16 protein-coding genes are annotated in these 23,983 nt (G+C 66.0%); 4 read left to right on the top strand and 12 right to left on the bottom strand.

Annotated elements, in window-relative coordinates; translation table 11 throughout:
* Positions 1-13: 13 nt before the first annotated feature.
* The 3 genes from glmS to glmU all read right to left on the bottom strand — a co-directional run bounded on the left by glmS (position 14) and on the right by glmU (position 5,245).
* Positions 14-1,840 (bottom strand): glutamine--fructose-6-phosphate transaminase (isomerizing), encoded by a 1,827-nt coding sequence (glmS, locus tag FMZ75_RS09405; RefSeq protein ID WP_166142416.1) that lies wholly within the window; start codon positions 1,838-1,840, stop codon positions 14-16.
* A 76-nt stretch (positions 1,841-1,916) separates the two neighbouring features.
* On the bottom strand, positions 1,917-3,746 hold the full coding sequence (locus tag FMZ75_RS09400) for a DMP19 family protein (RefSeq protein WP_166142414.1): 1,830 nt from the start codon (positions 3,744-3,746) through the stop codon (positions 1,917-1,919).
* 140 nt (positions 3,747-3,886) lie between these two features.
* Positions 3,887-5,245, bottom strand: a complete 1,359-nt coding sequence (gene glmU / locus FMZ75_RS09395; RefSeq protein WP_166142411.1) for a bifunctional UDP-N-acetylglucosamine diphosphorylase/glucosamine-1-phosphate N-acetyltransferase GlmU — start codon at positions 5,243-5,245, stop codon at positions 3,887-3,889.
* Between the two features lie 253 nt (positions 5,246-5,498).
* Here glmU and FMZ75_RS09390 point away from each other — a divergent pair, with 253 nt between their 5' ends.
* The gene (locus tag FMZ75_RS09390) at positions 5,499-7,037 is read left to right on the top strand and encodes a glucan biosynthesis protein (protein ID WP_166142409.1); all 1,539 of its coding nucleotides are present in this window, start codon (positions 5,499-5,501) and stop codon (positions 7,035-7,037) included.
* Positions 7,025-9,262, top strand: a complete 2,238-nt coding sequence (gene mdoH, locus FMZ75_RS09385; RefSeq protein ID WP_166142407.1) for a glucans biosynthesis glucosyltransferase MdoH — start codon at positions 7,025-7,027, stop codon at positions 9,260-9,262. The genes FMZ75_RS09390 and mdoH overlap by 13 nt, the downstream gene beginning before the upstream one ends.
* Positions 9,263-9,265: 3 nt before the next feature.
* Here the strand turns inward: mdoH and FMZ75_RS09380 are convergent, their stop codons facing one another.
* Positions 9,266-11,776 (bottom strand): TonB-dependent siderophore receptor, encoded by a 2,511-nt coding sequence (locus FMZ75_RS09380; RefSeq protein ID WP_142864598.1) that lies wholly within the window; start codon positions 11,774-11,776, stop codon positions 9,266-9,268.
* A 436-nt stretch (positions 11,777-12,212) separates the two neighbouring features.
* On the bottom strand, positions 12,213-13,457 hold the full coding sequence (locus FMZ75_RS09375) for a glycosyltransferase family 4 protein (RefSeq protein ID WP_142864597.1): 1,245 nt from the start codon (positions 13,455-13,457) through the stop codon (positions 12,213-12,215).
* Positions 13,458-13,713: 256 nt separating this feature from the next.
* On the opposite strand from FMZ75_RS09375, the gene FMZ75_RS09370 reads away from it, so the two are divergent.
* On the top strand, positions 13,714-14,166 hold the full coding sequence (locus tag FMZ75_RS09370; protein ID WP_142864596.1) for an FKBP-type peptidyl-prolyl cis-trans isomerase: 453 nt from the start codon (positions 13,714-13,716) through the stop codon (positions 14,164-14,166).
* A 108-nt stretch (positions 14,167-14,274) separates the two neighbouring features.
* On the opposite strand, the gene ahpF is transcribed toward FMZ75_RS09370, so the two are convergent.
* Entirely contained in the window at positions 14,275-15,828 is a 1,554-nt protein-coding gene (gene ahpF / locus FMZ75_RS09365; RefSeq protein ID WP_166142406.1) for an alkyl hydroperoxide reductase subunit F, read from the bottom strand.
* A gap of 237 nt (positions 15,829-16,065) precedes the next feature.
* Positions 16,066-16,629: an alkyl hydroperoxide reductase subunit C gene (gene ahpC, locus FMZ75_RS09360; RefSeq protein ID WP_018266702.1), complete on the bottom strand. Its 564-nt coding sequence runs from the start codon at positions 16,627-16,629 to the stop codon at positions 16,066-16,068.
* 150 nt (positions 16,630-16,779) lie between these two features.
* Between ahpC and FMZ75_RS09355 the strand changes: the two genes are divergently transcribed.
* Entirely contained in the window at positions 16,780-17,760 is a 981-nt protein-coding gene (locus FMZ75_RS09355) for a hydrogen peroxide-inducible genes activator (protein WP_108917685.1), read from the top strand.
* Positions 17,761-17,778: 18 nt separating this feature from the next.
* Here the strand turns inward: FMZ75_RS09355 and FMZ75_RS09350 are convergent, their stop codons facing one another.
* The 5 genes from FMZ75_RS09350 to FMZ75_RS09330 all read right to left on the bottom strand — a co-directional run bounded on the left by FMZ75_RS09350 (position 17,779) and on the right by FMZ75_RS09330 (position 23,911).
* Positions 17,779-18,762 (bottom strand): threonine/serine dehydratase, encoded by a 984-nt coding sequence (locus FMZ75_RS09350; protein WP_166142404.1) that lies wholly within the window; start codon positions 18,760-18,762, stop codon positions 17,779-17,781.
* Positions 18,763-18,776: 14 nt separating this feature from the next.
* Complete coding sequence (locus FMZ75_RS09345; protein WP_166142402.1) at positions 18,777-19,571, bottom strand: enoyl-CoA hydratase; 795 nt, start codon at positions 19,569-19,571, stop codon at positions 18,777-18,779.
* On the bottom strand, positions 19,568-20,959 hold the full coding sequence (locus tag FMZ75_RS09340) for a DUF2252 domain-containing protein (RefSeq protein WP_166142400.1): 1,392 nt from the start codon (positions 20,957-20,959) through the stop codon (positions 19,568-19,570). Before FMZ75_RS09340 ends, FMZ75_RS09345 begins: the two co-directional genes overlap by 4 nt.
* Before the next feature lie 112 nt (positions 20,960-21,071).
* On the bottom strand, positions 21,072-21,680 hold the full coding sequence (locus tag FMZ75_RS09335; RefSeq protein WP_166142398.1) for a hypothetical protein: 609 nt from the start codon (positions 21,678-21,680) through the stop codon (positions 21,072-21,074).
* Between the two features lie 803 nt (positions 21,681-22,483).
* A complete protein-coding gene (locus FMZ75_RS09330) occupies positions 22,484-23,911 on the bottom strand; it encodes a coniferyl aldehyde dehydrogenase (RefSeq protein ID WP_166142396.1) in 1,428 nt (475 codons plus the stop codon).
* Between the last annotated feature and the right edge of the window lie 72 nt (positions 23,912-23,983).

Raw genomic sequence — 23,983 nt, 5'->3', positions numbered from 1 at the left:
TCGTCGCCGAGCGTCACTCCACAGTGACGCTCTTGGCGAGATTGCGCGGCTGGTCGACATCCTTCCCCATGAACACCGCCACATGATAGGCGAGCAATTGCACGGGGACGGCATAGACCAGCGGCGCGAAGGCGCCGCTCATCTCCGGCAGCTCGATGAAGCCGGCGAGCTCGGCCGCCGCGGCCTCGCGCGCCGCCGCCGAGCCGATGAAAATGAGATGGCCGCCGCGCGCCGCGACCTCCTGAAGATTGGAGACGGTCTTTTCCAGCGTCGCGTCCGGCGGCGCGAGCACGATCACCGGCATGGCGTAGTCGATCAGCGCGATCGGCCCGTGCTTCAGCTCGCCGGCCGCATAGCCCTCCGCGTGAATATACGACAGCTCCTTGAGCTTCAGGGCGCCTTCCAGCGCCAGCGGGAATGCGCCGCCGCGACCGAGATAGAGCACGCTGGAGGCGCGCGCGACATCACGCGCGACGGGCTCCACCTTCGCCTCGCGGGCGAGCGCGCCGGCCATCTGGCCCGGCGTCGCGGCGAGCTCACGCACCAGACGTTTCTCGTCCGCCTCGCTCAGCACGCCGCGGGCGCGGCCGAGCGCTATGGCGAGACAGGCGAAAACGGCGAGCTGGCAGGTGAAGGCCTTGGTCGAGGCGACGCCGATCTCGGGGCCGGCCAATGTCAGCGCCACAGTGTCGCTCTCGCGCGCGATGGTCGAGGTCTCGACATTGACGATGGAGAGAATGTGCTGGCCCTGCGCCTTGGCGTAGCGCAGCGCGGCCAGCGTGTCGGCCGTCTCGCCCGATTGCGAGACGACGATCATCAGCCCATTCTCGGCCAGCGGAGCCTCGCGATAGCGGAACTCCGAGGCGATATCGATATCCACCGCGAGCCGCGCGTGACGCTCGATCCAATAACGGGCGATGAGCCCGGCGTAATAGGCCGTGCCGCAAGCCGATATGGTGACGCGCGACAGTTTTTTCGGGTCGAAGGGCAGAGCGAAGGGCAGGCGCACCTCGCCCGCCGATAGATCGAGATAATGCGAGAGCGTGCGGCCGACGACCTCCGGCTGCTCGTGAATCTCCTTGGCCATGAAATGGCGGTAATTGCCCTTGTCGACGAGGAAGGAGCCCGCCTGCAACGGCTGGCGACGGCGCTCCGCCACTTTGCCGGCGGCGTCGTAGAAAGTGATCTCGGCGCGCGTCAGCACGACATGATCGCCCTCCTCGAGATAGGCGATCTGACGCGCGAAAGGCGCGAGCGCCAGAGCGTCGGAGCCGAGATAGACGCCTTCGTCGCCCCAGCCGGCGGCGAGCGGCGCGCCGCGGCGCGCGCCGATCAGCAGATCCTCCTCGCCCTCGAAGAGGAAGGCGAGAGCGAAAGCGCCATTGAGCCGAGCGAGCGTGGCCGCGACCGCCTCGCGCGGCGGGGCGCCCTTGCCGCGCTCCTCGGCGACGAGATGGGCGACCACCTCCGAATCGGTTTCGGTGGCGAAGACATGGCCCTTGCCGGTCAGTTCCTCGCGCAATTCGCGGAAATTCTCGATGATGCCATTGTGGACCACGGCGAGCCCGCCGCTCGTATGCGGATGGGCGTTGGTCTCGGTCGGGCGGCCGTGGGTCGCCCAGCGGGTGTGGCCGATGCCGCTCGTCCCCAGCAGAGGCGCGGCGGAAAGCTTCTCCTCGAGATTGCGCAGCTTGCCGCTGGCGCGCAGCCGCGTGAGCCTGCCCTTTTCCAGCGTGGCGATTCCGGCGGAATCATAGCCGCGATATTCGAGCCGCTTCAGCGCCTCGACGAGAGAGGGCGCGACGGGCTCGCGTCCGAGAATGCCGACGATGCCGCACATGAAAGCTCTCCGAAAACGGTTGGCCCAGCCGCTTTCGTCATAGCCCGCGGCCCGGCCTTTGACGAGCTTAGCAGTTTCACGCGCTCTTCGAGGCGGCGCTCCCGCCCAAAAGCGCGCGTTCGCCGTCTTTTAGTAAACGAAACCCTTGTCGATAGGCTGTCCCGTCATCGACCACGGCGACGACGCCCACCAATTTTTCTTTTGATTCGAGGCCGAAGCGGCCGGGGTCGAATGCGGACACGCCGACCGAGACAGGCGGCTTCGTTCGCGCGACGCGCGTGCGCATCACACGCACGATCGCGGTCCATCGTTCGGCTTTCGCTCGTGAGCTCGCGAATCGCGACGCGAAAGCGACGACGCCTTTGGAATAGGCCTCGATCATGGACTCGACCTTCGGTTTGGGATAGTCGAGCCAGAACGGCGCCAGATGCTCCACGAGCAGACCGAGAGTCGGGGCCAATTGCCGGCCGAGCGCTTTGGCGTGATGCAGCCGGACATTGGAGAAGAGCGAGGGCAGAGCGGTGAAGCCGGTCCCGGGCAGAACATCGGCGATGTTGCGCACGACATTGGGCCACCAATGCGCGATCTCGAAAAGCTGCGCCTCGACATTGTTGCGCTCCCGCAGGAAATCGTTTGGCGCGATGCGCGAGAGCGCCGCGAGCCGTTCGGGATCGAGGATGCGTAAGCCGGCCGCCGCAGCCGCAGCCATCGCGCCTATGTTGATGAGCATGGCCGCGCCTCTGTCCGGCCGCTCCAGAATCGCGATCGGCAGAGCTTCATCCGCCAGCGCAACGTCGAGCAATGTGTCGGCGATTATGAGGCGGATCAGCCCGTAATCCGCGCGCGTCGCGAAAAGCGGCGAAGCGGCGCGTGGCACATGGGCGAGAAATTTCGCATTCTCGGCGAGATAGGGCGCGTATATGGCGACCCGCGCGTTCGACGAGGCCCCAGCCAATGTGTCACAGAATGTGTTCATCGGCTGGGCGAAAAATTCGCCGAGCATCGCCTCCTTGCTCGTCTCGGTGAAAGCGGCTTGCGCCGTCTCGCGAATTTTGCGCGGCTTCTCTTCCATCAGCGCGCGGCGCGCCGCTCCGTCGCCGATCGGAACGGGAGCGGAGGCGGGGTCGCGGAAAAAATGCACGCTCCGCAAAGAGGTTCCCGCATAGAGCATGGCTTTGTCGCCGCGCATGACGAGCGTGCGCGGCCCGCCGGATGTCGCCAATGTCCAGGCGATGCTGTCCGGTCCGGCTTTTTGGCCCACGCCGACATATTGAAACGCCACGCCGTCCCGCGCGCAGGTCGCACGCGCCGCGACATGTAGAGGGTCTTTCGCGAAGATGGCGTCGGCTCGACGCCGGACAAGATCGGCGCGCGTCTCGCGCAGAGAATTGCGTCGCATCAGAGCGTCGCGCTCGGCGGCGAGGCGATCGGGAGGCAGCGGCCGCATGATCGGAAGGGCGCGCAGCCACGCCGCATGGATTCGCTTCATGTCTTCGAGAGCGAAGAAGCGATGGTCGAGGGGAGCGAGTGAGTCTCGGAAAAACCGGCCTCCCGACGTGACTTCTTCGTTCAGAGCTGCGAGGCGCGCCGGTTCGGCGCTCAAGAAAGCGAGAAATTCTTCGAAGACTTGCAGATGGTCCGACGCGCTCATCGCAGCGAGGCCGCATCGGCAATTCTCGATCGTCTGCCCGGACATGCCGCTGTTGAAGGCGAATTGCCGATGGCCGCCGTTGTTGACCTGGGCGAGATAATAATCCGAGTGATAGCTCCAGAAGGCTTGCTGCGCGATCTCGCCGGGGACGAGACGGGCTTCGTCCATCGCCCAGTTCACGAAATCGACGACCGCCTCGACCAGATCTTCTTCTCCGGTCGCGTTTTCGGGAATGAGAATATTTTCAGCGATCAATCCTCGGGGTTCGAGGATTCGACCGTCATCCATCGGGTCCGATTCGACGCTATTCATGAAAAAATCCGGTCGGCGCGCTCGATCTCGAGCGTCGGCGCTGGATCACGGTACAACTCTATAGAGCAAAACTCTACAGCGCTCTATTTTTTGTCCTTCTTCGCCTTCTGGACGCGGCGGAAGCTCTCCGCCCAGCCTTCCTTCTCCATCTGGCGGCCGCGCGCCACGGCGAGCGCGTCGGCGGAGACATCCTTGGTGACGACCGAGCCGGAGCCGACATAGGCGCCGTCGCCGATCGTGACCGGCGCGACCAGCGCCGAATTGGAGCCGATGAAGGCGTTCTCGCCGATGGTGGTGCGATATTTGAAGAAGCCGTCGTAATTGCAGGTGATGACGCCGGCGCCGATGTTGGAATGCGCGCCGACGGAAGCGTCGCCGATATAGGTCAGATGATTGACCTTGGCCCCTTCGCCGATCTCGGCCCCCTTGATCTCGACGAAATTGCCGACCTTGGCTTGCGCCGCGAGCTTTGCGCCCGGCCGCAGCCGCCCATAGGGGCCGACCGTGGCGCGCTCGCCCACCAGCGCCCCTTCGAGATGCGAATAGGCGTGAATGACCGCGCCATCGGCGATCTCGACGCCCGGGCTGATGACGACGCCGGGCTCGATCGTCACATCGCGGCCGATCTTCGTGTCATGGGAGAGAAAGATGGTCTGCGGGGCGATCAGCGTCGCGCCGCCCAGCATGGCCGCGCGGCGGAGGCGCTCCTGGGCGAGCGATTCGGCGCGGGCGAGCTGGACGCGATCATTGACGCCGAGAACCTCCTCCTCCGCGGCGACCACGAGCCGCGTCTCCAGCCCCGCCGCTGCGGCGCGGGCGACGACGTCGGTGAGATAATATTCTTTCTGCGCATTGGTGGCGTCGATCCCGTCCAGCAGATCGAGCGCCTTCGCGCCGGCGATGGCCATCAGCCCGGCGTTGCAGAGCTTGCAGGCGCGCTCGGCCTCGCTCGCATCCTTCTCCTCGCGAATCGTCGTCGGTCGTCGCTGCGAGTCGCAGATTATGCGGCCATAGCCGAAAGGGTCCGCCGCCTCGAAAGCGAGCACGGCGACGGCGGCGCCCTCGGCCAGAGCCGCGCGCAAAGCGGCGATCGTCTCGGCGCGCACCAGCGGCGTGTCGGCGAAGAGCACGACGATATCGTCCGCTCCGTCGAAGGCCTGCCGCGCCGCGAGCACAGCGTGGGCCGTGCCGAGCTGCTTTTCCTGAACGAAGATTTTCGCGTCCGGCCGCCGGCGACGGGCCTCGGCGGCGACCTCCTCCTTGCCGGCGCCGATGACGACGGCGATCTCGTCCAGAGCGGTCGTGGCGGCCAGCACATGGCCGAGCATGGACCGCCCGGCGACCTCGTGAAGGACCTTGGGGCGGCGCGATTTCATGCGCGTGCCCTCGCCGGCGGCGAGAATTACGGCGAGGGAGCGGCGGTCGGTCGGTCGAGCTTCCATCTTGCTGCGCGGCCTCGGCTCGAGGGGCGGGGGAGAGGACGTAAGGGGTTTTCGCCCCGCGCTGTTTTCCTCTCGTTCATATTCGTCTTGGCAGATTCGCGGGCGAGCCGGCAAGCGCCGCCTCGGCGTGGGGTTTCCGCTCTGCGATCAAAAACGAAAGATTCGCATTTCGAACATCGTTCTTTCAGGTATATCCGATAGACAAGTCCGTCGTAATCCCACCTCGCTCGTCAGTCACGGGTCCCGGTCCCGCATGTTCGTACGCAGAGACCTGTTGAAAGCCTCGATCACCGCGCTCGTCGCCGGCGTCCCCGGCGGCCGCGCCCTCGCTCAATCGGCTCCGCCGGCCCCGCCGCCGGCGCCCCCCGTCTTCGGCCGCGATATCGTCCTCGATCTCGCCCGCGCGCTCGCCAAGCGTCCTTTCGCCGCGCCCGCGGCGGAATTGCGCGAGCCCTTCGCCAATCTGAGCTATGAGCAATATGTCGGCATAAGGACGAAGCAAGGCGCAGCCATATGGAGCGGCGAGAATCGGGGATTCTCGATCGAGCCGCTGCATAGGGGGTTCATTTTCGGCGCGCCGGTCGAGCTCTTCGTCGTCGAGGACAAAATCGCCAGGCGCATCGGCTATGATCCGGGGAAATTCGATTACGGCGGTCTGAAAGTCGGCGACAAATCGCCGGACATCGGCTTTTCCGGCTTTCGCATTCTCGCTCCTCAGGCCGCCGGCGCGCCGGACACGGAGCTCGCTCTGTTCCAGGGGGCGAGCTTCTATCGCGCCCAGGCGCGTGGGCAGACGCTCGGCGTCACCGCCCGCGGCCTCGCCATTCGCACCGCCGATCCGCGCGGCGAGGAGTTTCCGATCTTCCGCAGCTTCTGGATCGAGAAGCCGACGCTGGCCGACAACGCCCTCGTCATTCACGCTCTGCTCGATTCGCAGAGCGTGACGGGCGCTTATCTGTTCACGCTGCGGCCGGGCGAGGCGACGATCATCGACGCCGAACTCACGCTGTTCCCGCGCGTCGCCATCGATCATCTGGGGCTCGGCGGCGCGGCTGCGGCCTCATTGTTCACGCCGCTCGACCATCGCCGCGCCGACGATCCGCGGCCTTTCGTCGCCGAGACCAATGGGCTGCAAATGCTCACCGGCAAGGACGAATGGCTGTGGCGCCCCGTCTCCAATCGCGACACGCTGCAAATCTCGGCCTTCGTCGACGCCAATCCGAAAGGCTACGGATTTTTGACGCGGGACCGTGACATAGAGACCTATCAGGACGACATACAGCATTGGGAGCGGCGTCCCTCGCTCTGGGTGGAGCCGATCGGCGATTGGGGCGAGGGCTCGGTGCAACTCGTCGAGATTCCGTCCGAATCGGAGGTGAACGCCAATATCGTCGCCTATTGGCGGCCCAAGCAGCCGCTCGCCGCCGGCAAGGAGGCGACTTTCGCCTACCGTCAGTTCTGGTGCTGGAGCCCGCCGGCGCGTCCGCCTTTCGCGGTCGCCGTCGCGGCCTATGGCGGTCGCGCGCCGGCGCCGAAACTGCGCCGCTTTATCGTCCAGTTTGCGGGCGACACTTTCGGCGATCCGCAACGAATCGCCAATTTGCGGCCCGTCTTGACGACCTCGCCGGGATCGGCGACGAACATTCGCGCTTATCCCAATCCGAAGGCCAAGACATGCCGGATCGTCTTCGACGTCGATCCGGCCGGCGAGACCTTTTGCGAGCTGCGCCTCGTCCTCCAATCGGGCGACGAGCCGATCAGCGAAACCTGGCTCTACAGATGGACGGTGTAGCTCTCTCTCTCGTCGAACCCGTTCCGCCGGACGCCGCCGCCCCGCCGCCGCCGCCCGTCGATCCCGCCGCCGCGCCGCCCATGCCGGCGGAGCGCCGGCTCGACATGCCGACGCAATCCTTCTGGCGCTTCAAGGCCAAGGAGCGCCGCCGGCGCGCGGCGCCGAAGCTCTGGCGCACGCCCTGGATCTCGCGCTTCGTCACCTTCGGCGGCGGCCTCGCGCTCACCGCCTATGGCGGACACGAGATGTATCGCGTCATCGACGTCGGCGGCGTCACCACGCTGAAATGGGCGTTGCTCGCGCTCTTCGTGCTGAATTTCTCCTGGATCGCGCTCTCCTTCGCCAGCGCCGTCGTCGGCTTTTTCGCGCTGCTGTTCTCGCGCCGGCCTCCGCCGCTGCCGGAATCGCTCGCCGCGCGCACCGCCGTCGTGATGCCGATCTACAATGAGGCGCCGAGCCGCGTCTTCGGCGCGCTGCAGGCGATATTGCAAGATGTGGAGGCGACCGGCCTCGGCGCGCATTTCGACTGGTTCCTCCTCTCCGACACCACCAACCCCGATATTTGGGTCGCCGAGGAGCGCGCCTTCGCCGCCATGCGCCGCCGGCTGGGGCCGGACGCGCGCGTCTATTATCGTCGGCGCGAGAAGAACGTCAGCCGCAAGGCCGGCAATATCGCCGATTTCGTCACCCGCTGGGGCGGCGCCTATGAGCATATGGTGGTGCTCGACGCCGACAGCCTGATGGCCGGCGAGACCATCGTGCGGCTCGCCGCGGCGATGGAGGCGGACCCCGACGCCGGCATCATCCAGACGCTGCCGCTCATCATCAACCGCAACACGCTGTTCGCGCGCGTGCAGCAATTCGCGGCGCGCATCTATGGTCCCGTCATCGCCGCCGGCCTCGCGCAATGGATGGGGCGCGACGGCAATTATTGGGGCCATAACGCGATCATTCGCACGCAGGCTTTCGCGCATCATTGCGGCCTGCCCGATCTCAAGGGCCGTCCGCCCTTCGGCGGGCATATTCTCAGCCATGATTTCGTCGAGGCGGCGCTCATCCGCCGGGCCGGCTACTCGGTCTATATGATGCCGACGCTCGGCGGATCATTCGAGGAGAGCCCGCCATCGCTGATCGATCTCTCGATCCGCGACCGCCGCTGGTGCCAGGGCAATCTGCAGCATTCGCGCATATTGGGCGCGCGCGGCTTCCATTGGGCCACGCGGCAGCATTTCCTCACCGGAATCTTCGGCTATCTCACCTCGCCGCTGTGGCTCTGCCAGCTGCTCGTAGGCATAGCGCTCGTCTTTCAGGCGAGCTATTTCCGGCCGGAATATTTCACCGCCAAATTCACGCTCTTCCCCGTGTGGCCGCGCTTCGATGCGGAGCGCTCGCTGGCGCTGTTCGCGCTCACAATGGCGATATTGCTGGCGCCGAAATTCCTCGGCCTCATTCTCGCGATGATCGATCGCGAGACGCGGCGCGGCTCTGGCGGCGTCGTCATGCTGCTGGTCTCGACCTTGTTCGAGGTGCTGATGTCGGCGCTGCTGGCGCCGATCATGATGCTGATCCAGACCGGCCACGTCTTCCATATTCTGTTCGGCTTCGACACCGGCTGGGACCCGCAGCGCCGCGACGACGGCTCGGTTCCCTTCAACGCCATCGTGCGACGCCATCAATGGCATGTGGCGCTCGGCGCGCTGACCTTGGTCGCCGGCCTGATGATCTCGCCCTCGCTCGTCGCCTGGATGTCGCCGACCATCGCCGGCCTCATATTGGCGATCGGCATTTCCTACATCACCGGCCAGCGCTGGCTCGGCCTCGTCTTCCGCCGCGCGGGCGTGCTGATCACGCCGGAGGAGACGACGACGCCCAAGATCGCGCGCAAGGGCCGCGCGCTGCATCGCCTGCTGGCGCGCGCCGGGCTGGACGAAGAAAATTGCCTCGTCGCCATTCATGGCGATCCCGAATTGCGCGCGCTGCATGAGGCCTGGCTGCCGGCGCGCCCGCCGCGCAAACGCGGCGTCGTCTCGGCCGATCGCGCTTTGGCGGAAGCCAAGCTCGCCGACGCCGAATCGCTCGAGGATGCGGTCGAATGGCTCGATCGCGGCGAGCGTCTCGTCGTGCTGGGCGACCGCGCCCTGCTCGGCATGTTGGCGCGCCTGCCGCGCCGGGCCGAGAAGGAAGAGGCCGCGGCGCAAGCGGATGCGACGCGGCTCGCGAGCTGAGCGTCAGAACTTCAGCGACGCGCGGACGTAGTAGTAGCCGCCGTTGACGCCGAAGGGCGAGAAGGCCGGAAAGATCGCGGCGCCGAAACTGCGCGTCCAGGGCAGGGTCTGATCGGGCCGCACGCCGAAGAGATTGTTGCCGCCGATCGCCGCGCGCAGGCCCGAGCCGAAATCATAGGCGATCTCGCCGTCGGTGATGAATTTCGGCGTGATGACATTGGTGTAGAAGGGCGCGCCGCCGGTGAGCGGCGAGGCGACGACCGAGCTGACGTTGCCATATTGCGTGAAGTGCAGCGAGAAGGTCCAGGCGTCATAGCTGTAGGACCCGCCGAATATGACCTTGGTTCGTGGCGTGAGATCGGTGATGTTCGATCGCGCCGCGGCGTTGAGCAGCGGCGCGCCGTTGAACGCCGCCGGCGACTGCGCGACGGAGAGGATCGTCGTCTCGAGGAAGCTCGCCGCGGCGTCGAAGCGCAGCGCGCCATAGGGGCCGAGATCGTAAGCATAATCGGCCTTCACATCGACGCCGCGCGTGCGCGTGAAGGCGCCGTTGACGAAGAAGCTGACCGTGCCCGCCGCGCCCGCCTGCAACGTATTGCCGCTCGCGGCGATGGCGGCGAGCGCGGACGGGCCGGTGAGGCTGCCGGTCGCGACGATGCGGTCGCGCAGGTCGATCTGATAGGCGTCGACCGAGACATGCAGATCGCGGAGCGGCTCGGTCACCACGCCGAGGCTGATATTCGTCGATTTTTCCGGCTTGAGCGGCTGCGCGCCGGCGACGCTCGCCGCGGAAGAGTTGGGCGGCAGGACGATATTGGCGATGGTCGGCGAGACGGTCGTCTGCGAGAAGAACTGCTCTGCGAGCGTGGGAGCGCGAAAGCCGGTGCTGACGGTGCCGCGCAGCGCGATCGCGGGAGAAATGTCGTAGCGCGTCGAGAGCTTGCCGTTGATCGTGTCGCCGAAATCGCTGAACGTCTCGTAACGGCCGGCGATGTCGATCTTCCAATCGGGCAGCGGCTTGCTGCTGATGTCCGCATAGCCGGCGAAGGATTCGCGGCTGTGATCGCTCGCGTCGGTCGGCCGGATGCCGACCCAGGCGGCCGGACCAGAGGAGTAATAAGAGAAGAAGTCGCCCTGCCGAACCGCATAGGTCTCGTGGCGATTCTCTGCGCCGATGGAGACATTGACGGGCGCGGGCAGGAAGCTCGGCGCGAACTCCTTGCCGAGATCGAGATTGATGATGCGCAGCGTGCGGAAATATTGGCCGATGTAGAATTGCCGCGGCGTCCAGCCGGCGCCGAAGGCTTTGAGCGTGTCGTTGAACAGCGCGACATTGGCGGATTGGTTCAGGCCGACGTCGATCTTGTCGGAGCCGTAGGTCAGGCTGAGATCCCAGCGCACATCGTCGAAGGCCTTGCCCTTGGCGCCGCCGCTCAGCGACCAGTCCTCCTCGTGGATCGTCTCGGCCGGAACGAAGCCGGAAGGGTCGATGATCTTGTTCGCCGCCGTGCCGTTGAGATTGGGCGCGCGATAGTTCTGGAAGGATTCGCCGCGCCGGCCCGCGCCCGTGCCGAAGAGATAGAGTTGGACGCCATTGTCGAGCTCATATCCGGCGTTGAGGCCGGCCGAGCCGGTGATATAGGCGGGATCGCCGATGATCGCCGTGACATTGGGATCGACCCAAGGGTAGGGCGTGCCGGGACCGACGCGCAGGCCGGTCCCGTCCTGCGTGCGGTCCGGGCCGGTCTGATTGCTGTGCAGATGCGAGGTGAGGTCGGCGCCGAGCGTCAGAAAGCCCTGCTCGCCGAGCGCGAAGCTCTTGTCCGCCTGCAGATTGCGCGTCAGCCCATTGCCATGCGTGTTGGGATTGTAGCTCTGCCCATAGGAGCCGACGAGCGCGGAGAGTCCGCCGCCCTCGGAATCGGCTTTCAATATGACGTTGATCACGCCGGCGATGGCGTCAGACCCATATTGGGCGGCGGCGCCGTCCTCGAGAATCTCGACATGATCGACGAGCGCCACGGGAATGAGGTCGAGATCGGCCCCGGCCGCGCCCTTGGTGAAGCCGCTCGAGGACAGATTGGCGGTGCCATGCCGCCGCTTGCCGTTGACGAGCACGAGCACATGGCTGGCGGTCAGGCCGCGCAGCCGCGGCGAGCGCACCAGATTGTTGATGTCGCCGCCGACGCCATAGATCGAATAGGACGGATCGAGCCGCTGCAGCGCGTCGACGAGATTCGTGCGTCCCGTCGCTTTCAGTCTCTCGCCGCTCACAACAGTGATCGGCGCCGTGCTCTCGCGCGCCTTGACGCCATAGTCGCGCGTGCCGGTCACGATGACGTCCTCGATCGCCGCCTCACGCGGTTTCTGCTCGCCGCCGTCGAGGGCGCGCGCCGCCGGGGACATGATCGCCGCCGCCAGCGCCAGCACGCTCGCGCCGAGGCGTTTCGTCATCCGATGCAACGAAGGAGAGGCGGCGCGAGCGGGGTGGAGGTCGGCGCGAAGGAAAGTCATGGCTATTCTCCTCAGAAAAGAACGAATTGGTGTTGCCGCGAACGCACGAACACTCGCGCCAGCCGATGTCGATCGACCGCCTTCTGGCTGAATTATTCGTAGCCTAATCGCTGTGCTAGAGTTTATGCAAGACAAAATTGCCAATCAATTCAATGTCTATAGCGATATCTGTAGAATTAATTCCATTATTATCGAGGATATTTCGAACGGCTATTTCAAATAGGCGATGCTATTCGTCAATTCCGTCTATCATTCGCCGTAATACGAGAATTTTCATGCGTCCACGGTCGCAGGGCCTGGGAAAGCTGCGTTCATACCGTCGGCGTCGGGAGTTCAGTCCAGACCAGGGACTCGGAACAGAGAAGAAAGTCTCGGCAAGCTCGTCTTCGCGACGAATATTATCATCACGGATCACGAAATCAGGACGAGCTACGCCTCAGGCCGCCGTGTTGTGGCGCTCGGCGATCTCGCGATAGACGGCGAGAATGCGCTCGATATGCCGATCCAACGTCGGTGGATCGCGCCAATAGGCGTCATGGGCGCCCGCTGAAAGACGCGCGACCAGCGCATCATCCTTTATTCGCGTCAGCGCGCCAGCGAGCGAGTCGACATTGGCGCTCGCGAACCAGAGCCCGGTCTCGCCGTCGCTCACTTCCTCGCGTCCGGCGCAGACGTCGGAGACTATGACGGGCGTTCCCATCGCCTTGGCTTCCATTACAGTGAGCGGCTGGCCCTCGTACCACAGCGAGGGAAAGACTAGCGCCCGCGCCGCGCGCATATGCGCGCGCGCCTCGGCGGGCGGCAGCCAGCCGAGGAAGCGCGCCTGCGGATAGCGCGCGCGCAGCTCCTCGCCGATCGGCCCATCGCCGATGAAGACCGGCGTGACCCCGGCGCGCGCCGCCGCTTCGGCGAAGAGAAAGGCGCCCTTCTCCGGCGACAGGCGGCCGACGAAGATGAAATCGCCGGAGGCGGGATCGCTCTTGCGGCCGAGGTCCTGCGCGTCCACCGGATTGGAGACGCGATGCAGCCGCACGCCCTTCGGCAGATAGCGGCCGATGATCTCCTCCTGATAATTCGAGATGCAGATGTAATCGTCGAAGAGCTCGGCGAATTTGGCCGGACCGCGCGCATAGGCGAGGCGCGCGCTCCGCCATATCTTGCGCGGATAATTGACCGCATCGCAGGCCGTCGCCCAGCAGGACGCGGAGAGCGGCTCCAGCCGGCAGAGCTCGTGCTTCTGGTAATTGTAGAAGCCGCCATTGGGGCAGAACAAAAAATACTCGTGCAGCGTGTAGACGCGCGGCAGGCCGGAGGCGCGGATCGGCGCGGCGATGGCCGGCGACAGCGCCTTGGCCCAGCCATGCACATGGACGATCGTATTGTCCTTCGGCAGCCGGGCCAGCAGATCGCCGAGCGCACGGGCCGCGCGCAAATTCCATGTGCCCTGAAAGGCGGCGGCGATGCGCGATGGATTGCCGAGCAGATCATGCTGGCCGAGGCAGACGACCTCTATCCCCGCCGCGGTGAGCCGCTCGTCCACCGGCGCGGCGGAGGCGAAGACGATGGGCCGAGCGCCATGGGCGGCGAGGCCGAGCGCGCTCTCGATCGCCACTTTGGCCTGGCCCCCGGTGACGGAGCCGTGGTCGATGCAGATGACGACATTGGGCGCGAAACCGGCCATGGGGGCTCCGGGAAAAGACCAGGGCCGCGACCTTAAGCGCCGCGCCTTAAGCCGAAGTAAGCGCCCCCGCGCCCGCCGCCCTTATAGACCCGATCGCACGCCGGGGTGAGCCCCTGCGCGCCGCTCGTGTTGACACTGGCGTGCGGCGCTGGCAGACAGCGGCGCGGCGGCGATATTGCCAAAATCGACGCGATATCGACGTTTTTCGCCGATGCGAGCGCAGCTGCTTCGCCGCGCTTTATCCTCGAGGATTCTCATGCGCGCCGCTTTCCGTCTCCATGTCCTGCCCGCTCTCGCCGCATTGGCGCTCGTTGTCGCGCCCGTCCCGACGCTCGCGCAGAGCCCCGCGACGACGACGACCGCCGACGGTCTCAAGATCACCGACACGAAAGTCGGGACCGGCTCCGGCGCGGAGCCGGGGCAGATGCTGAAGATGCATTACACCGGCTGGGTCTCGCAGAACGGCGCCAAGGGCAAAAAGTTCGACAGCTCGCTCGACCGCGGCCAGCCTTTCGAGTTCCGCCTCTCGGCCGGACAGGTGATTCCCGGCTGGGACAAGGGCATTCTCGGCATGAAGGTCGGCGGCAAGCGCACGCTCGTCATTCCGCCGGAGATGGGCTATGGCGCGCGCGGCGCCGGCGGCGTCATTCCGCCCAACGCCACGCTCATCTTCGATGTCGAGCTATTGGAAATCAAAGGTCAGATCTAACCGGCGCGCGCCGTCTTTGCGAGCGGAGCGAAGCAACCCAGAGACGAGGGGCGCTCTGGATTGCTTCGCGGCTCACGCTTCTCGCATAGACCGAGAAGCGAACTCGCATCACATCCGCACCAGATGGTCGAAGGCCGACAGCGCCGCCGTCGCGCCTTCGCCCATGGCGATGACGATCTGCTTATAGGGAACCGTCGTGGCGTCGCCGGCGGCGAACACGCCCGGCGTGGAAGTGTGGCAACGGCGGTCGATCTCGATTTCCTTATATTGCGTGAGCGTCACCGCGCCGTTCAGCCATTCGGTATTGGGCAGCAGGCCGATCTGCACGAACACGCCTTCCAATTCGACAGTGCGGGTCGCCTCGCTCTCGCGGTCGCGATAGGCGAGGCCTGTCACCTTGGCGCCGTCGCCGAGAATCTCCATCGTCTGCGCCGAGACGAGAATCGTCACATTGGGCAGCGAGCGCAGCTTGTCCTGCAAGATTCCGTCGGCGCGCAGCCGGCCGTCGAACTCGAGCAAGGTGACATGCGAGGCGAGGCCGGCGAGATCGATCGCCGCCTCGACGCCGGAATTGCCGCCGCCGATCACCGCCACGCGCTTGCCCTTGAACAGCGGCCCGTCGCAATGCGGGCAATAGGCGACGCCCTTGGTCATATATTCGGTCTCGCCCGGCACATTGATGCGCCGCCAGCGCGCGCCCGGCGCCAGAATGATCGTCTTCGATTTGAGCGTCGCGCCATTGGCGAGCTTCAGCTCCGCGAGGCCGCCGGCCTCCGCCGCCGGAACCAGCGTCGAGGCGATCTGGCCGTTCATCACATCGACCGAATATTCCGCGACGTGACGCTCCAGCGCCGCCGCCATATGCGGGCCTTCCGTGTGCGGAACGGAGATGAAATTCTCGATCCCCGCCGTGTCCTGCACCTGGCCGCCGAAACGCTCCGCGACAATGCCGGTGCGCACGCCCTTGCGCGCGGCGTAGATCGCCGCCGCTGCGCCCGCCGGGCCGCCGCCGACCACCAGAACGTCGAAGGGCTCCTTGGCGGAAATGGACGCGGCCTTCTTCTCGCCGGCGCCGGCGTCGAGCTTGTCGAGGATCTGCTCCAGCGTCGCGCGGCCGTGCTGGAAGGGCTCGCCGTTCAGATAGACCGCGGGCACGGCCATTATGCCGCGCTCCTCCACCTCCTCGGGGAAGAGGCCGCCGTCGATCGCCACATGGCGCACGCGCGGATTGAGCGCCGCCATCGTGTCGAGCGCCTGCACCACCTCGGGGCAGTTCTGGCAGGTGAGCGAGAAATAGGTCTCGAAACGATACTCGCCGTCGAGCGCCCTTATGCGCGCAAGGGTCTCCTCGTCCTCTTTCGGCGGATGGCCGCCGACATGCAGCAGCGCCAGCACGAAGGAGTTGAACTCGTGGCCGCCCGGAATGGCGGCGAAGCGCAGGCCGATATCGGCGCCGTCGCGCGCGATCGCGAAAGAGGGACGGCGCGAATCATCGTCGCTGCGCACATAGGAGATATTGTCCGAGACGCTCGCGACCTCCTGCAGCAGCTCGGCGAGCTCTGTGGATTTCTCGCTGTCGTCGAGCGAGGCGCGGAGCGTGATGGGCGTGACGATGCGCGCGAAATAGGCCTGCAACTGGGTTTTCAGAGCGGCGTCCAGCATCTTCGACTCCCGATCTTGGAATGTCGCGCGCTATGCGCGCCATTCGCTGCGACAATAGTCCCTTCGTCCTGATGAGCTCGCGAAGCGGGCGTCTCGAAGGACGCATCATTTCGCGCGCTGGAGCATCCTTCGAGGCTTTTTGCGTTCCGCAAAAAGCGCCTCAGGATGAGGCGGGGGAATTTTCGATGGCTTGGAAGAGCCCCCGGCCGGCGAACCGGCCGGAGGCGGAATGCGAAATCAGATCTTGCCGACGAGGTCGAGCGAGGGAGCGAGGGTCTTCTGGCCCTCTTCCCACTTGGCCGGGCAGACCTCGCCCGGATGCGCCGCGACATACTGCGCCGCCTTGACCTTGCGCAGCAGCTCGAGCGCGTTGCGGCCGACGCCGCCGGCGTTGATCTCGACGATCTGGATCTTGCCGTCGGGATCGATGACGAAAGTGCCGCGGTCGGCGAGGCCGGCCTCTTCGATCAGCACGTCGAAATTGCGGCTCAGCGTCAGCGTCGGATCGCCGACCAGCGGATATTCGATCTTGCCGATCGCCGGCGAGGTGTCGTGCCAGGCCTTATGCGCGAAATGCGTGTCGGTGGAGACGCCGTAGATCTCGACGCCGATCGCCTTGAAGGCGGCGTAATTGGTCGCGAGGTCCTCGAGCTCGGTCGGGCAGACGAAGGTGAAGTCGGCCGGATAGAAGAAGAACACCGACCACTTGCCCTTGAGCGTGGCTTCGGTGACGTCGACGAATTTGCCGGCGTGGAAGGCGGTCGCCTTGAACGGCTTGATTTCGGAGCCGATGAGAGACATTCGATTTTTCCTCTTCATGGTGAAGGCGCGCCGGAGAAAAATCGTCCGTGGGCCCTCGGGGAAGACGCGCGGAAACTAGAGGGGTTTCATCATCGATAAAAGCGAAAAAAACCGGCTTCACTAATCGAATTTAGCGATTATATTGGACCGATGGCGGTTTTGCCCACACTTCGGCAGCTGCGTTTTCTGGTCGCTGTCATCGACGAGCGGCATTTCGGCCGCGCGGCCGAGGTCTGTCTCGTCGGCCAATCGACTCTCAGCGCCGGAATATTGGAGCTCGAGCAATTGCTCGGCGTCCGCTTGTTCGAGCGCACCAAGCGCAAGGTCTCGCCGACGCCGGTGGGGCGCGAATTGGCCGAGCGCGCCCGCACGCTGCTGCGCGAGGCGCAGGATATCGTCGAGCTGGCGCGCGCCGCCCAGGCGCCCATGTCCGGGCCGCTGCGGCTCGGCGTCATCCCGACCATAGGGCCGTTTCTGTTTCCGCGCGTGTTGCCGCGGCTGCGCTCCGCCTTTCCAGAATTGAAGCTCTATCTGCGCGAGGAGCAGACCGAGCCTCTGCTCGCGCGTCTCGACGCCGGCGAGCTGGACGCGGCCGTGCTGGCGCTGCCCTATCCCTCGCGCGGCATGGAGACGATCGACATAGGCGTCGATCCTTTCGTCGTCGTCTGCCCGCCGGGACACCGGTTGAGCCGCCTGTCGGCGGTCGGCCATGACGATATGGCGGCCGAGGATCTGCTGCTGCTCGAGGAAGGCCATTGCCTGCGCGATCATGCGCTCGCCGCCTGCGCGCTCGAGGGCGCGCGCCGCAATGTCGCCTTTCAGGGCACGAGCCTCTATACCCTCGCGCAAATGGTGGCCAATGGGCTCGGCGTGACGCTGCTGCCGCAAATGGCGCTGGACGCCGGAATATTGCGCGGGCTCGATCTCGTGGTGCGGCCGCTCTCGGGCGAGGCGCCCTTCCGCCGTATCGGCCTCGTCTTTCGCGCCTCCTCGGCGCGCAAGGAGACCTTCCGCCGCCTCGCCCGCGCGCTCGAGGGGTTTTTGGAGGAGGCCGCGCAGGAGAAAGGGAAAACCTTTACAGCGCCCGCGCGCGGCGCGCGGAGGAGCGGCGCGGCGCGCCTGGATTCGTGACGCGCGGCGCCGCTCGCCTCAGCGCGAACGATCGAGAATCGACGCGAAATCCGCGCGATCGACATTGCCGCCGGAGGCGACGACGACCACTGTCTTTCCCGCGAAGCGCTCGCGCTCGATCAGCGCGCAGGCGAGCGCCGCGGCGCCGCCGGGCTCCAGCACGATGCGGAAATGCTCGGCCGCGACGCGCATCGCCGCTTCGACTTGCGCATCTGTCGCCGTCATCCCTTGCGCGCCGCAGGCCAGCAGAATCGGCAGCGTGTGGCGGCCGGGCGTCGGCGCCAGCAGCGCGTCGCAGATCGAGCCGGTGAGCGCGGCGTTCACCTGCGGCTCGCCGCTGTCGAGCGAGCGTCGCATATCGTCGAAGCCCGCCGGCTCCGCCGTGAACATTTGCGGCGGGCGCGCAAAGAGCGGCAAGGTCAGCGCTATGCCGGAGGCGAGCCCGCCGCCGCTGCAGGAGGCGATGATCGCATCCGGCGCAATGTCCTTCGCGCGTGTCTGCGCGAAAATCTCGAGGCCGATGGTTCCCTGGCCCGCGATGGTGCGCGGATCGTCGTAAGGATGGATGAAGCGCAGCCCGTCCTGCTCGGCGAGGCGGCGCGTCAGCGCGTCGCGATCATTGCTCAGCCGATCATAGAATTCGACGCGCGCGCCCAGCGCCTTTGTGCGCTCGAGCTTTACGCGCGGCGCGTCGCGCGGCATCACGATCGTCGCGGAAACGCCCATGGCCCGCGCGGCGAAGGCGACGGCCTGCGCATGATTGCCGGAAGAAACCGCGATGATTCCGCGGCGCCGTTCCTCTTCCGTCAATTGCAATATTTGATTGAAGGCGCCGCGCAGCTTGAAGGCGCCGATCGGCTGAAGATTCTCCGCCTTCACCAAAAGGCGAAAGCCGATCTCCTCGTCGAGCAGCGGCGCCGCGAGCAGAGGCGTCGCCTCCACATGCGGAGCGATACGCGCTGCTGCGGCTTCCACATCGGCGAGTGCGAGCGGCGCGCTCATGTCATTTCCCCAGCTCATTTCCCAGTGAATTTCGGCTCGCGCTTCTCGAGAAAAGCCGTGCGGCCTTCCGCATAATCGGCGCTGTCGAAACAGGCGGCTGTGAGCTTCTCGCAATCTTCCGCCGAGAGCGCGTGAGGAAGGCCGGCGGCGCGTCTTATCGCGGCCTTGGCGGCGCACAGCGTGAGCGGCGCATTGGCGGCGATCCCGCGCGCGATCGTCATGATCGCCGCGTCGAATCCGTCCTTCGGCAGCACGCGCGAGACGAAGCCCGCGGCGCGCGCTTCCTCGGCGTTTATGCGCCGAGCGGTGAAGAAGAGATCCATGGCGTTCTGCGGGCCGACGGCGGCGACGACATAGCTCATCGCTTCCGGCGGATAGCCGACGCCGAGCCGTCCCGCCGGAATGCCGAACACGCACGCCTCCGCCGCTATGCGCAGATCGCAGGCGGCCGCGAGCCCCATGCCGCCGCCCATGCAAAAGCCGGCGATCGCCGCAATCACCGGCTTGCCCGATCGCGACAACGCGTCGAAGGCTTCGACATTGGCCTGCTCATAGGCGCGTCCCCCTTCCGCCGTCGCGCGGACAGTGGAGAATTCCGAAATATCGGCGCCGGAGCAGAAAGGCAGATTCGGCGCGCCGGTCAGCACGATGACGCGCACGGTCTCGTTCGCGTCGAGCGACGCGAGCAGATCGGGAAGCGCCCGCCACATGGAGAAGTCGAAAGCATTGCGGCGCTCGGCGTTGTCGATGAGGATGCGCGCGACGCCGTCCTCGACGATGATGCGCAGCTTCGATGTCGAATCATTCATCGGCCTTTGTCGCTCCCTTCGGATTCGTCTTTCGCCCGCGCGCGCCAAGCCAGAAACTCCGCGTGATCGCATGTGTTGCGCGCGGCGTAGAGCATGGCGAAGGACGCCATCGCGTCGTCGAAGGCGCCGCTCTTGCCCATATAGCCGCAGATGATGGCGGGATCGGCGGAGCGCGCATGGGCGCGCGCCAGCACGCGGCCGCAGAGCGCGGCGTAATCGTCGAGCGCGTGCTCCTCGAACAGCTCCGCCACCGAGCCGAGGCGACGATTCTTCAAATGGCGCACATAGAAGTGACGGCCCGTCGATTCGTCCTTGGCCCAGCCGAGGAAGAGATCGGTCGAGGCCTGCATCACGCGCTGGCCATGCACGACGCGCTTGCCCTCGGCGTCCTTCCATTGCGCGGCGGCCTCCGGCGCGAGCCGCGCCAGCACGGAGGGGCGCGCTTCCTTCAATTGCAGGAACAAAGGCTCGCTATCCGCGGTGGCGAAGAGGCCGATGGCGCAGAATGTGCCGACGCTGCCGATGCCGACGACCTTGAACGCCGTATCCGCCAGCGCATAGCGGCGCAGCAGCGCGACGACTTCCGGATTGAGCGTCGCGCCGCAGCTCGCGAAGGTCGCGGGTATGTCGAAACGCGTCGCGGCCCCGCCGCCATTGCCGATGTGATAGATGAGCGGCGGCCGCTCCTCTATGCGCAGCCCTATGGGCGTCGATTCGAGATGCGGGAAATTATCATCCTCGCGATCGGGCCGCGTCGCCGCGACGAGGCCGCGCAATTTGCGCGCGAGCCGCTCGTCCAGCCCATCCGCGACATGGACGAGATCGATGCGGTCGCGCCACGCCTTCAACGGCGACAGGCGCGAGAGGCCGCGCATATGTTGCCGATAGGCGCGCGCCGCGCGCTCGGCCGCTTGCCGCGCGCGCTTGTCGGAGCGCCCGGCGTCCTGCGCCGCGACGGCGAAGCTCGCGCAGAGGCGCCGCAGATCGACGGTGAAATCGACATTGGGCAATGTCTCGTCGAAATCGTTTATGTCGAAGAGCACATTGCCTTCGGAGGACAAGAGCGCGCCGAAATTCATCAAATGGCAGTCGCCGCAAGATTGCGTCGAAAGGCCCGGCGTCGGCAGAGCGGCGAGGTCTTCCGCCATGATCGAGGCCGCGCCGCGCAGAAAGGCGAAGGAGGATTGCGCCATGCGCTCATAGCGAATGGGCAGCAGCGAGGCGACGCGGCCCTCGTCCGTCGCGGCGAGAATGGCGGTGGGATCGCGCTCCACGGGCGAGAATTCCGCGAGGCTCTCGCGCGGGACGAAGCGCCGCCGCTCCTTGCCGGCGGCGTAGCGCTCGGCGAAAACGAGATGATGCGAAGGCGCGTCTTTATGATCCTGCATCGCAATTCTCCCTGGCGCCGAGCGGCGCGAAATCTCGATGAAGCGCCGAATCTTCTCCCTCTCCCGCGCAGCAGGGCAGGGCCGGGGCGCGAGCCGTTTCCCCACCCGCGCTCTAATCGATCGCCGCCTCTATGACGCGCGCCAGAGCGCCGAGCCTCTGCTCGATCAGCGCGGGCGTCTCGCAGACATAGGACAGCGCATGGCGCCGCTCGTCGAAGACGCGCAAATCCCATTGCAGCGCCTCGCTGGCGTCCTTGATCTTTTGCGCGTCTTGCGGGTTCTTGTCCTGCTCGGCGCGCATCGCCTGCGTCTCATCGCGCAGTCTTTCGGCGAGCAGCTTCTGCTTCGCGCCATAGCGATCGAGCCCGGAGAGCACCTCGCGGCGCTCGGCCTCCAGCGTGTCATAGACGCCGGCGAACAGCGTCGTCAGCCGCGCCTTGCGCCCGGCGCCGGCGGCCGCGGCGAAGTCGGAGACGAGCTTTTGCGCCGTCTCGATCGGCGTGCGCCGGGCGCTGACGCGGGCGACGAGATCGGCGAGCGCTAAATCGTCGCGCCAGGCCTTCGCGCCCTCGAGCGAGGGGCCGGTCCAGACGCCGGCGACGGCGACGCTCTGCACCTTCACCTGACGGCAGGGCCAATCGCCCTGCGCCTGCGGCTGGGCGCGCGCAGCAAAGGCGCAGCAGAGAGCGAGAGCCAGAGCGGCGGAGAGGCGAGTCTTCATGGGGGAGCGATCTGCGGCTGTGGGCGACGGGCCCCGTTTACGCCTTTTCGCCGCGCGCCGCAAAGGCGCGCCGAAGCGCCCGGCGCCTCGCGGCGGCGGGAGAGGAGGGGCGGTTCGGGACGCTCCGGCCCCTTTGGCCGCAGCGCTATAAAATTTCTGTCGGTTTCGGAGCGTCCCGAAACGCGGCTTCGCCTTCTCGTCGACGTCCCGAGGCGCATTCAGACCCGCGAATCCTGGGCTTTCGCGTGCAAGATCCGATCGCTTCCGAAGGCTTGGGCGCACGGAACGGCTCTCGCTCTTCCCTGTGGACGGGAGAGAAACACCGATCCGGCGACGCGCCGCCTGTCCATGGACGGGGGTCGCCGTCCCGGATGGAGCCGGCCCCCGCCCGCGTTCCCTGACCCGAGAAACGCGCCCTTGCGTCAGCGGGAGCGAGGGAGAGATAGGAATATTTTCAGGATATGTCAAGGGCCGAGAATGGAAGACCCGTGGTGGCCGGACGCCAACGCCTCTCCTTATCCGGCTCGAGGTCGAATGCGCATATTCTCCTCGCCCCACGGCGTCCTGGCCGGGCTTGTCCCGGCCATCCACGCCAACACGCGCGAGGCATGGTGGAAGTTTGGCGCAGCGCCGAAGCTCCGGCGGCCTCCGACAGCGGGTCGAATCCATCGATAGCGGTTACACTTTCCTAAGGTTTCTCAGCCGCTCGGCGTGGATGGCCGGGACAAGCCCGGCCAGGACGGCGGCAGAGTTTTGCAGTAGATCGTCGCCCCCGCGCGCCGACAGCGCCGTTTCGGGACGACCTAACGGAGCATCAGCCTGAGGATATTGTCGGCGATTCGTCCGAAGGGCGCGCGGAGAAGCGTGCTCGCGTTCCATCGACCCTGGTCGAAAACGCCTTTGGCATGGCTGAGGGAACGGAAGCCCTCTATGCCATGATAAGCGCCCATGCCGCTGGGCCCGACGCCGCCGAAGGGAAGGTCGTCCTGCGCGTAGTGCATCAGCGTGCCGTTGATCGTGACGTTGCCGGAGGTGGTGCGCGTCAACGCCTTACGGCGGTCCTCGCCGTCGCCGCCAAAATAGTAGAGCGCCAGCGGTCGCGGTCGAGCATTGACGTATGCGACGGCCTCGTCGATGTCGCGATAGGGCAGCACCGGCAGGATGGGGCCGAATATCTCCTCCTGCATGATCGCCATGTCGTCCGTCGCGCCGACGACAACCGTCGGCGGCATCGTGTGCGGACGGCCACGCGCCTCGTTCGGCCTCGGTCCGACCTCCATGATGCGCGCGCCTTTGGCGCGGGCGTCATCGATCAAGCCGGTCAAACGCGCATAGTGTCGGTCGTTGACGATGGAGGTGTAATCATCGCTCGAAGGACCATCCGGATACTGCGCGGCTACCGCCGCGCCATAGGCGGCGACGAAGGCGTCGATGTCGGCTTCGCTCACGAGCGCGTAATCCGGGGCGACGCAGGTTTGGCCCGCATTGGCGAGCTTGCCATAGGCGACGCCCGCCGCCGCGTGATCGAGCGCAGCTCCCTTGCCGATTATGACCGGAGACTTGCCGCCGAGCTCCAACGTCACGGGAACGAGATTCTGGCTGGCGGTCTTCATGACCGCGCGCCCGACGGCGGTGCTGCCGGTAAACACCAAATGGTCGAACGGCAGGGCGGAGAAGGCGGCGCCCACCGCCGCGTCGCCGGTCACCACGGCCACCTGCTCCTCGGGGAAGATATCCGCGAGCAGCGTCTCGAGCAGATCGCTTGTCGTAGGCGTGAGCTCCGACGGCTTGATCATCGCCCGATTGCCTGCCGCAATCGCCGTGGCCAGCGGCGTCAGCGCCAGCGAGAAGGGATAGTTCCATGGCGACACGACGCCGATGACGCCGAGCGGCTGATACTCGATGCGCGCGCTGCCGAGCTGGAAGGACAGCGCGACATGCCGACGCGTCGGCCGCATGAAGCGGCGCAGATTGCGGTGAAGATAGTCGATGCCCATGACCAGCGTCATTATCTCCATCATCGCCGTTTCATGCCGCGAGCGATGGCCGAAATCCGCGTTCAGCGCCGTTTCGATGGCGAGTCGCCGGGCTATAACGGCGGCTCTGAGCTTCTTCAGATCAGCCCGGCGTCGGCCGAGCGGAGGCGGGCCATCGTTCAGGAAGGCGGCGCGCTGACGGGCGAAGATGTCGCGGAACCGGGCGTCGGTTCGGATTTCGGAAGAAGAGCTCATGGCGCCTCCGTCAATGTTGACAGCGAAAACATCCCGCCATTGACATAGGCCCAAAAGTAGGCAGTGTCTACA

This window comes from Methylosinus sp. RM1 (genome assembly GCF_011378635.1).
GTDB lineage: Bacteria > Pseudomonadota > Alphaproteobacteria > Rhizobiales > Beijerinckiaceae > Methylosinus > Methylosinus sporium.
Note: the sequence above shows the minus strand (reverse complement) of the source record. Positions and strands in the feature narration are given on the sequence as shown.